Source organism: Microbacterium sp. OR16 (assembly GCF_047306725.1).
Taxonomy (GTDB): domain Bacteria; phylum Actinomycetota; class Actinomycetes; order Actinomycetales; family Microbacteriaceae; genus Microbacterium.
Map to the genome: position 1 here is coordinate 519,111 of NZ_JAZEXK010000002.1, position 12,999 is coordinate 532,109.

The window sequence follows — 12,999 nt, forward strand, 5'->3', positions numbered from 1 at the left end:
TGACCGCGCGTGAAAGGATCGACGGATGACTGCCCTCGACCCGACCGCGGTGCGCGGCGCCGATCCGGATTCCGTCTATCTCGCGTTCGTCGAGTGGGCCGAGTCGACCGGCATCAGCCTCTACCCCGCGCAGGACGAGGCGGTCATCGAGATCGTGTCGGGCAAGAACCTGATCCTCTCCACCCCAACCGGCACCGGCAAGTCGCTCGTCGCCATCGGCGCGCACTTCGCGGCCCTCGCCGCCGGACGCCGCACCTTCTACACCGCCCCGATCAAGGCGCTGGTCAGCGAGAAGTTCTTCGCCCTGGTCGACGTGTTCGGCGCCGAGAACGTCGGCATGATCACCGGCGACTCGTCGGTGAACGGCGACGCGCCCATCATCTGCTGCACGGCCGAGATCCTCGCCAACCGCGCCCTGCGTGAGGGGGCGGATGCCGATGTCGGCCAGGTCGTCATGGACGAGTTCCACTTCTACGGCGACCCCGACCGGGGCTGGGCGTGGCAGGTTCCGCTGCTCGAGCTGCCGCAGGCGCAGTTCGTGCTCATGTCGGCCACGCTCGGCGAGGTGAGCGAGCTGGCCGCCGACCTCGCCCGTCGGACGGGCCGTGAGACGGCCGTGGTCACGGGCGTCGAACGCCCGGTGCCGTTGCACTTCTACTACGAGACGACGCCGATCCACGAGACGATCGACGAGCTGCTCTCGACGGGGCAGGCCCCGGTCTACATCGTGCACTTCTCGCAGGCCGCGGCCATGGAGCGCGCACAGGCTCTGGCGAGTGCGAAGGTCGCGACCCGTGAGCAGCGGGATGCCATCGCCGAGCTCATCGGCGGGTTCCGCTTCACGACCGCGTTCGGCAAGACCCTGTCGCGGCTGCTGCGCCTCGGCATCGGCGTGCATCACGCGGGGATGCTGCCGAAGTACCGCCGCCTCGTCGAGCAGCTCGCCCAGCGCGGCATGCTGCGGGTGATCTGCGGGACCGACACCCTCGGCGTCGGCATCAACGTGCCGATCCGCACCGTGCTGCTCACCGCACTGACGAAGTTCGACGGCAGCCGGATGCGGCAGCTGAACGCCCGCGAGTTCCACCAGATCGCCGGCCGCGCCGGCCGCGCGGGATACGACACCGCCGGGACTGTCGTGGCGCAGGCGCCGGAGCACGAGACCGAGAACATCGCCGCCGTGAAGAAGGCCGGCGATGACCCGAGGAAGAAGCGCAAGATCATCCGCAAGAAGGCGCCGGACGGGTTCGTGTCGTGGGGCGAGCCGTCGTTCCAGAAGCTCATCGCGTCCGAGCCCGAGACGCTGACCCCGCACATGCAGATCACCAGCGCGATGATGCTCAACGTGATCGCCCGCGGCGGCGACGTGTTCGCGAATATGCGCTCACTGATATATGACAATCACGAGTCACGCGCGGTCCAGCGGCTGCTGGCGCTTCGCGCGATCGGCATCTACCGCACGCTGCTGCAGTCCGGCGTCGTGGAGCGCGTGGACGGCACCGTTCGCCTCACCGTCGATCTGCAGCCCGACTTCGCGCTCAATCAGCCGCTCTCGCCGTTCGCGCTGGCGGCCTTCGAGCTGCTCGACCCCGAGTCCCCGACCTTCGCGCTCGACATGATCTCGATCGTCGAGGCGACGCTCGACGACCCGCGGGCCATCCTCAGCCAGCAGGAGTTCCAGGCTCGGGGCGAGGCCGTCGGCGCGATGAAGGCCGAGGGGATCGAGTACGACGAGCGCATGGAGCTGCTCGAGCAGATCACTTACCCCCAGCCCCTCGACGAGCTTCTCAGCGCGGCGTTCGAGACGTTCAGCTCGTCGCAGCCGTGGATCCGCGACTTCGAGCTGCACCCGAAGTCAGTGGTGCGCGACATGTACGAGCGCGCCATGTCGTTCGGGGAATACGTCGCGTACTACAAGGTGGCACGCTCGGAGGGCGTCGTGCTGCGCTATCTGTCGGATGCCTATCGCGCGGCGTCGCAGACCATCCCCGAGCAGCTGAAGACCGACGAGCTGCGCGACCTCATCGAGTGGCTGGGCGAGCTCGTGCGCCAGGTGGACTCGAGCCTGCTGGACGAGTGGGAGGAGCTGGTCGCCGGCGTCGACAACGGGGCCTTCGACCGGCACGACGAGCCGGTCGTACCGCCCGCCCCGAAGCGTCTCACCGCGAACACCCGCGCCTTCCGCGTGCTGGTGCGCAACGAGATGTTCCGTCGCGTGCTGCTCGCCGCGCGCGAAGACGTCGAGTCACTGGCATCCCTCGACCCCCACCTCGGCGGCGAGGGCTGGAACGACGCCCTCGATGCCTACTTCGCCGAACACGATGAGATCTTCACCGGCGCCGACGCCCGCAGCCCGCAGCTGCTGCTCATCGAGCAGGGCGCGCAGCAGTGGACGGCGCGCCAGATCATCGCCGACCCCGCCGGAGACCACGACTGGGGGATCTCCGCAACGGTCGACCTCGCAGCCTCCGACGAGGCCGGCGAGGCCGTCGTCACGGTGACCGGGGTCGGCCGACTCTAGACCCATTCACCGGTCAGCAGAACGACTCGACACCGCCCCACCCGCCGACCCAGGCCTCGACCCGAGGATCCGGTCGCAGCACGTGAGTTCCGACGGCCGTCATCCGCCGGGTCTGGAACGCATCGTCGTGTCCCCAGCGTGCGGCACGTCGCTTCGCCCGTCGGGAGCGCAGCCTTCCGATCGGCGAGCCGTCGCCGTCGACGAGGTCGACCCCGCCCAGATCGCCCGTGCCGAGCCCGAGGACGAGGTCGACCAGCCAGTCGGGATCGAGCACGACGACGGGCCGGTGCACCTCCCACAGCACCCGCGCGTCGGCAGCGTCCGGGGCATCGAGCCCATCCGAGACCCGAGGATCGTCCGCGAGCTCCTCGGGCACGACGTCGAGCAGCAGCCTCGCCCGGGGAAACGCCGCGAACAGCGAATCCGCCATGATGAACACCGCCGCCGGCGTGTGCTCGCCGCGCACCTGCACGACGAGATCCGCCACGCCGGGCCAGAGCGCCCGCGGAGACGATCCCGGCACCGGGATGCTCGACTGCATGCGCAGCGTCTGCGCGTTCGCGCGGTCGATCCCCGAGCCGTCGCGATCGGCCCACTCGGGGCCGTCGTGCCATGCCACCGCGTCCGGCACGTGCGCGAACACCGCCCCCGCCTGCCACATGCGATGCGCCCATTCCCAGTCCTCGCCCCCGTACGAGGTGAACGTCTCGTCGAATCCGCCGACCTCGTCGAACATGCGTCGCGAGCAGGCGATCACCGCGCCGATCACGAACCGGTACGACCGGTCGTCGGAGTCGAGCAGATCGCCGCTGCGGGCGTACTCCTCGGCCAGCCAGGCAGGTTCCGGCAGCTCCCGCCCAGCCGCCGCCTGCACGATCGGTACGTCCGGCGCGACCGCAGAGAGATCCGCATGGCGGCGGCGACCGACGACCACCGCCTCAGGCAGCAGCGCGGGCAGCCTGCTCAGCGACCGCACATAGCCGGGCGCGGGCGCGGTGTCGGCGTCGAGAAAGCACAGCACCTCGCCGCTGCTCGCCCGCACCCCGAGGTTGCGGACCGCTGCCAAGCGGAACCCGCGATCCTCCTGCCGCACCAGAGCCACTCCGTCAGGCACGTCGGGCACGTCGGGCGAGCCGTCATCGGCGACGATGATCTGCAGCAGCTCCGGTGGGTAGTCCTGCGCGGCGAGGGCGTGCAGGGTGCGGGCGAGCTGCCCTGGCTGGTCGTAGTGCGCGACGATCACCGACACGGTGGGGAGCGGATCGGGGTGGATGCCGTCGAGCGAATCCCATCGATTGCCGACGACCCACCCCGCGGTCACGAAGCCCTCCCCGCCCACAGGCCGAGGTACGCCTGTGCCACGTCGGCACGCGACATGGGCAGCCGTGCGAGTCCGTGCCAGGTCGCGTCGGGGTTCGTGCACGCATGACGCAGCGCGCCGACCAGGTCGCTCTCCCCGACGGGGTAGAGCGTGCCCGGACGCAGGGCGGCCATCTCATCGACGTAGCGGTTGCGCACGGCGACCGGGCGCCGGCCCCAGCCGATCCACGAGGCGAGCGATCCGGATGCCGAGATGTGCCGGTGCGCGATCACCGGAACGCTCACCGCGCGCCCGCGGCGGGCGATCTCGGCGTCGTCCAGCCACCCGGTCACGTCGACATCGACGCCGATGGCCGCCGAGCGCCGCACGAAGGTCTCGAGCTCGGCCGCATGCCCGTCGGACGCGCGTCCCAGCACCGTGAGCGCGCCGATCCCCGCGGCGGCCGCCGCCTCCGCCACTTCGTCGTGGCCCTTGCCCGGGTAGAAGAACCCGAGCACCCCGACCGACCCATCGGGTCGCCCTCGCCCGGCGTTCTTCTCCAGTTCCACCGGCAGCGGGATGACCTCGACCGCGCCAGACCAGACGTCCTCCTCGCGCAGCAGCTCGCGCTCGTGTTCGCTGTTCACCACCACTGCGCTCGAGGCCTCCGCCACGCGCGCGTACGCGGCGCGGCGGCGAGGCCGATTCTGCTGACCGTCGGATGCCTGGGGCACATCGTGCAGGGTGACGCTCACCCGCAGGCGTGATGCGAGCTCGGCGAACGTGCGGGATGCCTGCTCGGGCGAGTCACCCCAGAGCCGGTCGGTGAAATGGGCATGCACACTGGTCCCGGCGGGCAGTCGCGCGAGTCCGGCCGCGTCGACGGTGCGCACCTCGGCGACGTCGCGAACGGCGTCCGCCATGTCACGGGCGTAGACCGCGACGCCGTGGTCACCGGGGTGAACGAGCAGCAGGGGCGCACCGGTCATGCCGCGCGCCAGACGGCCAGAAGCGCGGCGAGCCGCTCGGTCGCCGCGGCGACGAACCCGGGATGCTCGGCGTACCAGGCCAGGTGCGCCTCGCGCACCGCCGCATCGCTCACAAGCTTCCCCTCGACGCTCCAGTGCTCCTGCGGTTCGTCGCTCAGCGCCCACGCCTCGATCACCTCGGGAGCGAGCGGGGCGCGCACCGAGTCGAGCAGCGGACGCCCGGGGTCGACGGGCGCCTCCCCCGGCCCCAGCGCGTCGAGGATGCGGGCACCGAGCGGCAGCCAGATCGCGTTGCCGGGGTGGTTCACGGTGCGCATGTGATCGGCCGTCACGGTCTCGAAGAGGTCGGACACCGGGATGTCGGTGGACCGCTCGCGCTCACGCAGGATGTCGACCGAGGCCCGGCCGACGGCCCGCACGGCATCCGGCGCCAGCGCAGACGCCACCGGGAGCCCCGCGGCCGCCGCGAGCGTGCGCACGTCGTGGTACGCGACGAGCGGTGGATCCTCGTCGACGCCGGGAACGCGGATGGCGGCCTGGAGCGGATGCAGCCCCGCGAACCGCACGGGCGGCACCGTGAGCACCCTTGCCGTGGTCGCGGCAGCCACCTGGCGTGTGCCGAGCGGAAGGTCGTGGTAGTCGTCGCGCACCGGCTGCGTGACGATCGTGTGGGCGGCGGCCACCACCTCGTGCAGGCGCCGCGCATCGTCGGCCGTCATCTCGTGCACCGGCGGAACCCGGATGAATCGACGATCCTCTGCATCCATCACCAGTCGCAGCGATTCTGCCTGACAGTTCCCGAGCACCACGCCGAAGCTCTCGGGCAGCGGGGCGATCGCATAGAACTCCCCGTAGTGCCGACGTCGTCCTAGCACCGCCGACTCGGCGGGCGCAACGGTGGTGACGTCAGGCGGGGTGGGAGTCATGCTTCGAACGTATACCTCTGGATTTGTTCGTCTGACCCCGTTGCTTTTCCCGAGATCCATCGCTTCGATGCGCGCGCAGCGCCCGTCTACACGAGGAGGATTCCATCGCCGCAACCTCTGCGCGCATCCGCGTCGCCTCCGTCCCTTCCGCACACCCGTACGTGCGGGCGATCACCGATCCCCAGCGCGTCACACGCCTGGCAGACCCGACCGTGCCGGGCGCACCAGCCGAGCAGTGGTGGCCGCCGGTGGCGATGACTGCGCAGTGGCTCAGCGAGAACGCCCACGAGTACGACCTGCTGCATGTGCACTTCGGGCTCGAATCGTTCACCCCTGAAGAGCTGCGCGCGGGCCTCGACGCTGCTCGCCTCGCGGGCCGCCCGGTCATCTTCACGGTGCACGACCTCGACAATCCGCAGATCGTCGACCAGGAGCCCTATCGCGAGCTGCTCGATGTGATCGTCCCGTCGGCCGATCACCTGATCACGCTCACCCCCTCCGCGGCGGCGGAGATCGAGCACCGGTGGCGTCGAACGAGCACGGTGCTCGCCCATCCGACGCTGCTCGAGCGGACCGCCGCAGACAGCCGGGGGAGCGGTGCAGACGCCGTGCGCGTCGGCATCGCGCTGCGCGACCTGCGTCCGAACATCGACGCGGAGAGCGCGGTGCGAGCAGCCGTGCGGGCAGCCCGGCTGCTCGACGCGGCGGGCCAGGCGGTCGAGATCGAGGTGCTGATGAACGACCGCGTACGCGACGATCGCGTAGCGGAGCGTGTGATCGACGCCGCCGACGGGCATGCGGCTGTGCGGGTGCGTCGAGCCCCGTATCTCAGCGACGCCGAGATCGAGGAGTGGCTCGGCGGCCTGGACCTGTTCGTGTTGCCGTACCGACACGGAACGCACTCGGGTTGGGTGGAGCTGTGCTACGACCTGGGTGTGCCGGTGGCGGGAGTTGACGTCGGCCACATCCGGTCGCAGCATCCGTCCGAGTTCTACGTCATCGATCTCGACGAGCCCCGCACGCTGGCCGCCGCGGTGTCATGGGCTCAGAGCGCGCAGGAGCCGTCTTCGTCGAAGGCGACGCGCCTGATGAACCGCCGCGCCGAGCGCGAGGAGCAGCGACGTGAGATCCGGCAGGCGCACGCCCGCCTCTATGCGGATGCCGTGGCAGGCGTTCCGTCGGATGCCGCTGGTGTGCCGTCGGATGCCGCCGCGGGAGTCGCGTCGGATGCCGCTGCGGGAGTTCCGGCGTGAGGGCCGCGCAGCGCCTTCGCGTACTCGTCGTGGCGCCCGAGCGGCATCCTCTGCGGCAGCCCCATGCCGGCGGACTCGAGGCGGTCGTGTGGAATCGCGTGCGATGGCTGAGGCGCCGCGGACACCACGTCGAACTGTGCGCCGCCGCCGGATCGGACTTCCTCGGCTCGTGCCCCGACCTGCAGCTGCCCAGCCCTCGCTGGCGTCGCAGGCACGAGACATCCGACACCGAGAATCCGGCAGGGCACCGCGGACGGATGGCGGATGCCTTCGCCCGCGTGCGTCGACGACTGACCGATCCGCTCGACGGCGTCGATGTGGTCGACAACCACAGCCTGCACGGCGATCCGATCCTGTGGAGCCGCGACGCGGGCATCCCGGTCGTGACGACCCTGCACACGCCGCCCCTTCCCGACATGGTGAACGCGGCCCGCTCCCTGCCCCCGGCCGCGCCGCACCGCTTTCTGGCCGTCAGCCAGTACACCGCGCGATCGTGGTCAGACGAGGGCGTCGACGCGTTCGTCTTCCCCAACGGTGTCGACAGCAGCGAGTGGCGACGAGGGCGCGGCGGCGAGCAGTGGGTGTGGTTCGGCCGGATCGTGCCCGAGAAGGCTCCTCATCTGGCCATCCGGGCGGCCCGGCTGGCAGGCGCGCGCCTGCGGATCGCCGGCCGCATCGGCGACCCGCGGTACTTCGCCAGTGAGGTCGAACCTCTTCTCGGAGACGGCGTGGAGTACGTCGGGCCGCTGCGCCAGCCCGAGCTGTGCGATCTGGTCGGAGCCTCGTCGGTCGCGCTGGTCACTCCGGTCTGGTCGGAGCCGTTCGGCCTGGTGCTGGCCGAGGCGCTGATGACGGGCACCCCGGTGGTCGCGTTCGACGCAGGCGGAGCGAGCGAAGTGCTGGCGGGGCTGCCCGGATGCACGGTCGTGCCCGCCCGCGATGTACGTGCCCTCGCCGAAGCCGCCGCATCCCTCGCCGCGCGGTCGGCGTCGCCCGTGTTCCGGGACCGGGTTCGCGCGGCGGCCTCCGCCCGCCACTCGCTCGCCCACCGCCAACGCGAGGTGGAGCGCGTGCTCACCGTCGCCGCGCACAGTCGGGCGGCTGAGGTCGGCACGAGAACGCCAGATGAGGCGGCGGTCGGCGCATGATCGGCTGGTACGTGCACCATCACGGATGGGGTCATCTGACGCGGATGCAGGCGATCCGCCCTCATCTCGACGACGAGGTCACCGTGTTCTCGTCGCTTCCCGCTCCCGCCGATCTCGGCGACGACACCACCTGGATCCGCCTGCCTGCGGACGCCGATCCGGTGCCTACTGCGGACGGCGCCCTCTGCCCCGCCCACGAGCTGGGCGACGTCACCGCGGGCGGGGCACTGCACTGGGCGCCGATCGGGCATCCCGGCCATCAGAGGCGACTCGCGACCATCGCCGACTGGATCGCCCGCCATCCCGTCGCGGCGTTCGTCGTCGACGTCAGCGTCGAGGTCACCGCGTTCGTTCGCCTTCTCGGTGTTCCCACCGTCGTGTTCGCGCAGCCGGGTGAGCGGTCCGACCGGCCGCACCGGCTCGGCCATGCGCTCGCCGATCGGATCGTGGCGCCATGGCCGGAGGGTCTGTTCGATGCCGCCGAGCTGTCCGATCAGCACGAGCGCGTCCGTCATGTCGGCGCGATCTCGCGGCACGACGGGCGCACCCGCCGCCCAGCTGACGATGCCGCCCGTCGGGCGCTGTTCCTCAGCCGCACGCTCGACGCGTCGCGACTCGCCGAGACTATCGATCTGCTGACCGCTCGGGGCTGGGTGGTCGATACGGCTGGCGCTCGCGACGACGATCGCGTCGACGACGTCTGGCCGCTGCTCTGTCGCGCGAACGTCGTGATCAGCGCCGCCGGCTTGAACGGTGTGGCCGACATCGCGACCGCGGGGGCGCGCGCGGTCGTGCTGCCCCAGGACCGGCCGTTCGGCGAGCAGGAGCACACGGCTCGCGTCCTGCAGGCCGCGGGCCTCGCCTCGACGGCGCCCGCCGGATCGTCACCTGCGAAGGTGGTCGAGCTCGTGGAGCGTGCTGCCGCGACGGTGCCCGCCGACTGGAGTCGATGGGGCGCCACCGGCGCCGCCGCGCGCGCAGCCCACGCCATACAGGAGGTCACCTCATGACACGGATCGCCGTGATCACGCCGGCGTCGCAGAACCGCCTCGCGCATCTGCACCGTCAGCGCCGCTTTCTTCGCGAGGTGCTTGGGCCCCATCACGATGTGGTGCGCATCGAAGCCTGGCTCGACAGCGAGCCACCGCCGCCGTTCGACGGCGCCGTTCACGTGCACGTGCCACCGGGGCGCGACGGGATGCGTGTCGGCGCGGGGCGCAACGCCGCCGCCGAGATCGCCCTCTCTCGTGACGTCGATCTGCTCGTGTTCCTCGACGTGGACTGCCTGCCGGGGCCCGAGCTGCTCGATGGATACGTGGCAGCGGCTCGCTCGCATCCGGACGGCCTGCTCTGCGGCCCGGTCACCTACCTCGAGAGCGTGCAGCGACCCTCGGCGCCCGACCAGCTCGAGGCGATGACCCGGCCGCATCCGGTGCGTCCGAACCCGGCGACCGGCGTCGTGTCGACCGCCGAGGCGGACGAGTACGACCTCTTCTGGTCGCTGTCGTTCGCGGTGACGCCGGCGACGTGGGCGCGGCTGGGCGGGTTCGACGAGCGGTACGAGGGCTATGGCGCTGAAGACACCGATCTGGGTCGACGGGCGCGGTCGCTGGGCATCCCGCTGCACTGGGTGGGCGGCGCGCACGCGTACCACCAGTGGCATCCCGCCGGCACTCCCCCGTGGCGCCACCTCGACGACATCCTGCGCAATGGCGCCCTGTTCGCCGAGCGATGGGCCGAATGGCCGATGGGCGGCTGGATCGACGAGTTCGTCGCCGCGGGCGCGGTCGAACCCCACGACGGCGGCTACCGCCGGACGGCTGCTTGACCGCCGCCGCACGAAAAGCACCCCGTGCCGCCGCGGGATCCTGTGATCCGTTGGCGGCACGGGGTGCCTGCGCGCGCTGTGGGCGACGCGCCGTCAGGGTGTCAGCCGAGCAGCTTCCAGGCGCCCGGGCGCTTGCCCGAGGGCTTCGCGACCGGCTCGTCGCCGCGGGTCCACCAGCGCGCCTCGTAGCGGTGTCCGTCGTGCACGACCACGTCGCCGGCGAGGAACACGCGCGTCGATGTCCACAGCACGTCGCCGTCGGTGTTCACCGCGATCTCCTGCCAGGCGCCGGTGGCCTTCGAGCCCGGCTTCTCCCCGCGCGTCCACCAGCCCGCCTGCCAGAGCCTGCCCAGGTAGGTGACCCGGTCGCCCGTGAGGTACACCGATCCGGATGCCCAGAGCGGGGCGATCGGCAGGGTCAGCTCGCTCGCCCCCGCCTGAGCGGTGACGTCGCGGCTGCCGTTGGATGCTGTTGCGGCGAACCCGTCGGCCGAGACCTTGCCTGCGGCGATGTCGTCGACGGTCAGCGTCACGACCTCGGGATCGAGGTGCCCGGTCGCGCCCTTCGCGAGGGCGCCCAGCTCGGCGCCGTCGGCCACGACGTCGTCGAGCACGACGTTGCCGGTGTTGCGCACCGAGCGCGTCCAGGTGACGGTGTCTCCGGCATCGGCGACGCCGGTGCCGTTGGCATCCGTCCACTCGCCGCTGACCGAGCCGGCGAGCGCCGGGGCGCGCGTGATCACGTCGACCTCTCCGCCGGTGACCGCGATGTCCTTCGCGGTCTGACCCGCGGCCTCCAGCCGCCAGGTGGTGTCGGCGGTGAAGTAGCCACGGTCCACGTCGTCCTGCGTCACGGTGTGACGCGGGGTGGCGCAGGTGTACCCGCCGTCCTTCGGCAGGTTCTGGTAGCGGCAGTTTCCGGCTCCCGGCGCCACGAACGGCGCGAACGGACCGGCGACGGGCGCCACGGTGACCGTGCCGGGAGTCGCGTTGTCGACCCGGAACGAGTACGGCACCTGCTCGCCGACGGCGTACGGGTCGGCGGTCAGGTCGCGGCCGGTGTCGGTGCGCTGTCCGCTGATCTCGGCCGAGAGCAGGCCGTCGCGCAGCAGAACCGCCGCGCCGGTGTGGCTCACCGTGACGGGCGCGAGGGAGCCGCCCGTGATCGTGAACGAGAACTCGGGAGCGAACCAGCCGCGGTCGATGTCCTCCTGGGTCAGCGTGCGGCGCGGAGTGGTGCAGTTGTACGAACCGCCCACGGCCAGGTTCTGCCAGCGGCACGCGGTCGGCGCGAAACCGGTCGTGAACGTGTTCGCAGCCGGGGTGAGCGTGCTGACCACGTTCGAGGTGCCGACGACGCGCACGGTGAACGCGAGCTGCTCGCCCGCCGTGTACGGGTCGGCCACGACGTCACGGGCGGGCGAGGTGCTCGTCACGCTGAGGGTCGCCCCGAGCTTCGCGTTCAGCGGCAGCTGCAGCGTGGCCGTGCCCTGGCTGACCCGGCCGTCCGCGGCGGTGAAGGCGGCCTGCAGGCGCTGCGCGCCCTCGGCGCCGGCGGGCGCGGTGACCGTCACGTCGACCGTGACGCTCGCACCGGGTGCGAGGTCGGCGACGGCGACGTCGGATGCCGTCCATCCGGCCGGCGTGTGGAACGACACGGTGCCGCTGAGCGCTGTGTCCTCCTGGTTCGTGACCGTCACAGGCACGGTCTTGGCGACGCCCGGCTGCACCGCCGTCTCGGGCACCGAGAGGGGCGCGCAGACCGCGTTGAGCCATGCCTGGTCGAACGACGAGAACCGGATCTGGTCGGTGTAGTTCCCTTCCCACAGCACGCCGATGCGACCGTCGTCGATCGCGGTGGCGGAGGAGTAGGCGAAGAAGCCGGTCTTCAGGGTGCGCAGGCCCGGCCACGTCTCGCCGTCGTCGCACGAGAGACGCACGGCACCGTTCACCCGGTCGCCGTTGGCGCCGTTGTTCGAGTTCGTGAAGATCAGCTTGCGGGCATCCGCGCTGCCCTGCGGGGCATCCGGGTGCAGCCGCGTGATCGAGGCGTTGTTGGTCGGGTCGGGCAGTTCGGCGTCGCGCGTCACCGCGCCGTACGTCGCGCCGCCGTCGGTCGAGATAGCGACCTTGCGCTGGCGCCCGTTCGAGCTGTCTCGCGAGTTGAGCATGACGCGGCCGTCCGAGAGCTCGACGGTCTTGTTCTCGTCCATGCCCGTGCCGACGAAGGCGCCGCGCTGCCAGGTCGCGCCGTGGTCGTCGGAGTACACCGAGTACGCCTGGATGGCCTCGCTGCCGTCGGCCTGGCGCACGTGCGCGGCGTACTGCTGGATGAGACGCCCGGCGTGTGCACCGTAGCGCAGCTGGATGCCCTCACCCGAGGTCGCGAACACGCCGCGCACGTCACCCGCGACGGGCTGGTACGTCCCGTTCACGACCGTGCCGCTGGCGGGCTTGACGACGTCGGTGATCAGCTCGGGCTCGCTCCAGGTGACGCCCTGGTCGTCGGAGTGGACGACGGCGGCGCTGATGATGTTGCGGTCGGCGTCGTCGTTGCCGTAGCGGCTGCCCTGGAAGCTGACGTCCTTCGAGTAGACGAAGAACGCGAACACCCGGCCGGTCTCGTGGTCGATGACGTAGCTGGGGTCGGAGTAGCCGTACTTCGGCGCGGCGGCGTCGCCCGCGGCGATGATCTGCAGATCGCTCCACGTCTTGCCGTTGTCGGTGGAGCGGCGCTGAATGATCGAGTTGGGGTTGGGGGCGTCGGCCGCGCTGCCGGGGCGCGCATCCCATGAGGCGAGGATCACGCCGTCGCCGAGGTGGGCGAGCGCGGGGATGCGGTAGAAGAAGTTCTCGGCCGTGCGGTCGGCGCCGAGGTTCTGCTCCTGGTAGCTGCCCGGAGGCAGGGTGGGATCGGTTAGATAGCCGGGGGCGGGTGCCGCGAAGGCGGCCTGCGCCGGGATGCTGAGCGCGAGCGCCAGCGCTCCGACGACGGAGGTGAAGAGCATCCTGCCCCGCCGGGAGTGGCGGAATG

General features: G+C 71.3%; 9 protein-coding genes. 5 read left to right on the top strand and 4 right to left on the bottom strand.

Features of this window, described 5'->3' with window-relative positions; translation table 11 throughout:
• Positions 1-25: 25 nt before the first annotated feature.
• Positions 26-2,521, top strand: a complete 2,496-nt coding sequence (locus V2S05_RS13015) for a DEAD/DEAH box helicase (protein ID WP_413635827.1) — start codon at positions 26-28, stop codon at positions 2,519-2,521.
• 13 nt (positions 2,522-2,534) lie between these two features.
• Here the strand turns inward: V2S05_RS13015 and V2S05_RS13020 are convergent, their stop codons facing one another.
• Genes V2S05_RS13020 through V2S05_RS13030 form a run of 3 tightly spaced genes read right to left on the bottom strand, consistent with a single transcriptional unit; the run spans position 2,535 to position 5,736 of the window.
• Positions 2,535-3,842, bottom strand: coding sequence for a glycosyltransferase (locus tag V2S05_RS13020; protein WP_413635829.1), 1,308 nt, complete (start codon positions 3,840-3,842; stop codon positions 2,535-2,537).
• Complete coding sequence (locus V2S05_RS13025) at positions 3,839-4,810, bottom strand: hypothetical protein (RefSeq protein WP_413635830.1); 972 nt, start codon at positions 4,808-4,810, stop codon at positions 3,839-3,841. Before V2S05_RS13025 ends, V2S05_RS13020 begins: the two co-directional genes overlap by 4 nt.
• Positions 4,807-5,736 carry a WcbI family polysaccharide biosynthesis putative acetyltransferase gene (locus tag V2S05_RS13030; RefSeq protein WP_413635832.1) on the bottom strand — a complete coding sequence of 310 codons (930 nt, stop codon included), beginning with the start codon at positions 5,734-5,736 and terminating at the stop codon, positions 4,807-4,809. Before V2S05_RS13030 ends, V2S05_RS13025 begins: the two co-directional genes overlap by 4 nt.
• A 161-nt stretch (positions 5,737-5,897) precedes the next feature.
• Between V2S05_RS13030 and V2S05_RS13035 the strand changes: the two genes are divergently transcribed.
• From V2S05_RS13035 to V2S05_RS13050, 4 genes are read left to right on the top strand one after another with little or no spacing between them, the layout of a single operon-like run.
• Complete coding sequence (locus tag V2S05_RS13035; protein WP_413635833.1) at positions 5,898-6,989, top strand: glycosyltransferase; 1,092 nt, start codon at positions 5,898-5,900, stop codon at positions 6,987-6,989.
• Complete coding sequence (locus tag V2S05_RS13040) at positions 6,986-8,137, top strand: glycosyltransferase (protein ID WP_413635835.1); 1,152 nt, start codon at positions 6,986-6,988, stop codon at positions 8,135-8,137. Before V2S05_RS13035 ends, V2S05_RS13040 begins: the two co-directional genes overlap by 4 nt.
• Positions 8,134-9,147 carry a hypothetical protein gene (locus V2S05_RS13045; RefSeq protein WP_413635837.1) on the top strand — a complete coding sequence of 338 codons (1,014 nt, stop codon included), beginning with the start codon at positions 8,134-8,136 and terminating at the stop codon, positions 9,145-9,147. Before V2S05_RS13040 ends, V2S05_RS13045 begins: the two co-directional genes overlap by 4 nt.
• The gene (locus V2S05_RS13050) at positions 9,144-9,965 is read left to right on the top strand and encodes a glycosyltransferase family 2 protein (protein ID WP_413635839.1); all 822 of its coding nucleotides are present in this window, start codon (positions 9,144-9,146) and stop codon (positions 9,963-9,965) included. Before V2S05_RS13045 ends, V2S05_RS13050 begins: the two co-directional genes overlap by 4 nt.
• Positions 9,966-10,066: 101 nt before the next feature.
• On the opposite strand, the gene V2S05_RS13055 is transcribed toward V2S05_RS13050, so the two are convergent.
• Positions 10,067-12,973 (bottom strand): exo-alpha-sialidase, encoded by a 2,907-nt coding sequence (locus tag V2S05_RS13055; RefSeq protein ID WP_413635841.1) that lies wholly within the window; start codon positions 12,971-12,973, stop codon positions 10,067-10,069.
• Positions 12,974-12,999: the final 26 nt, after the last annotated feature.

What these genes read in the sequence shown, in the direction of transcription:
- V2S05_RS13015 (WP_413635827.1), top strand. Translation starts at nt 26, where the DNA reads ATGACTGCCCTCGACCCGACCGCGGTGCGCGGCGCCGATCCGGATTCC.
- V2S05_RS13025 (WP_413635830.1), bottom strand. Translation starts at nt 4,810, where the DNA reads ATGACCGGTGCGCCCCTGCTGCTCGTTCACCCCGGTGACCACGGCGTC.
- V2S05_RS13030 (WP_413635832.1), bottom strand. Translation starts at nt 5,736, where the DNA reads ATGACTCCCACCCCGCCTGACGTCACCACCGTTGCGCCCGCCGAGTCG.
- V2S05_RS13045 (WP_413635837.1), top strand. Translation starts at nt 8,134, where the DNA reads ATGATCGGCTGGTACGTGCACCATCACGGATGGGGTCATCTGACGCGG.
- V2S05_RS13050 (WP_413635839.1), top strand. Translation starts at nt 9,144, where the DNA reads ATGACACGGATCGCCGTGATCACGCCGGCGTCGCAGAACCGCCTCGCG.
- V2S05_RS13055 (WP_413635841.1), bottom strand. Translation starts at nt 12,973, where the DNA reads ATGCTCTTCACCTCCGTCGTCGGAGCGCTGGCGCTCGCGCTCAGCATC.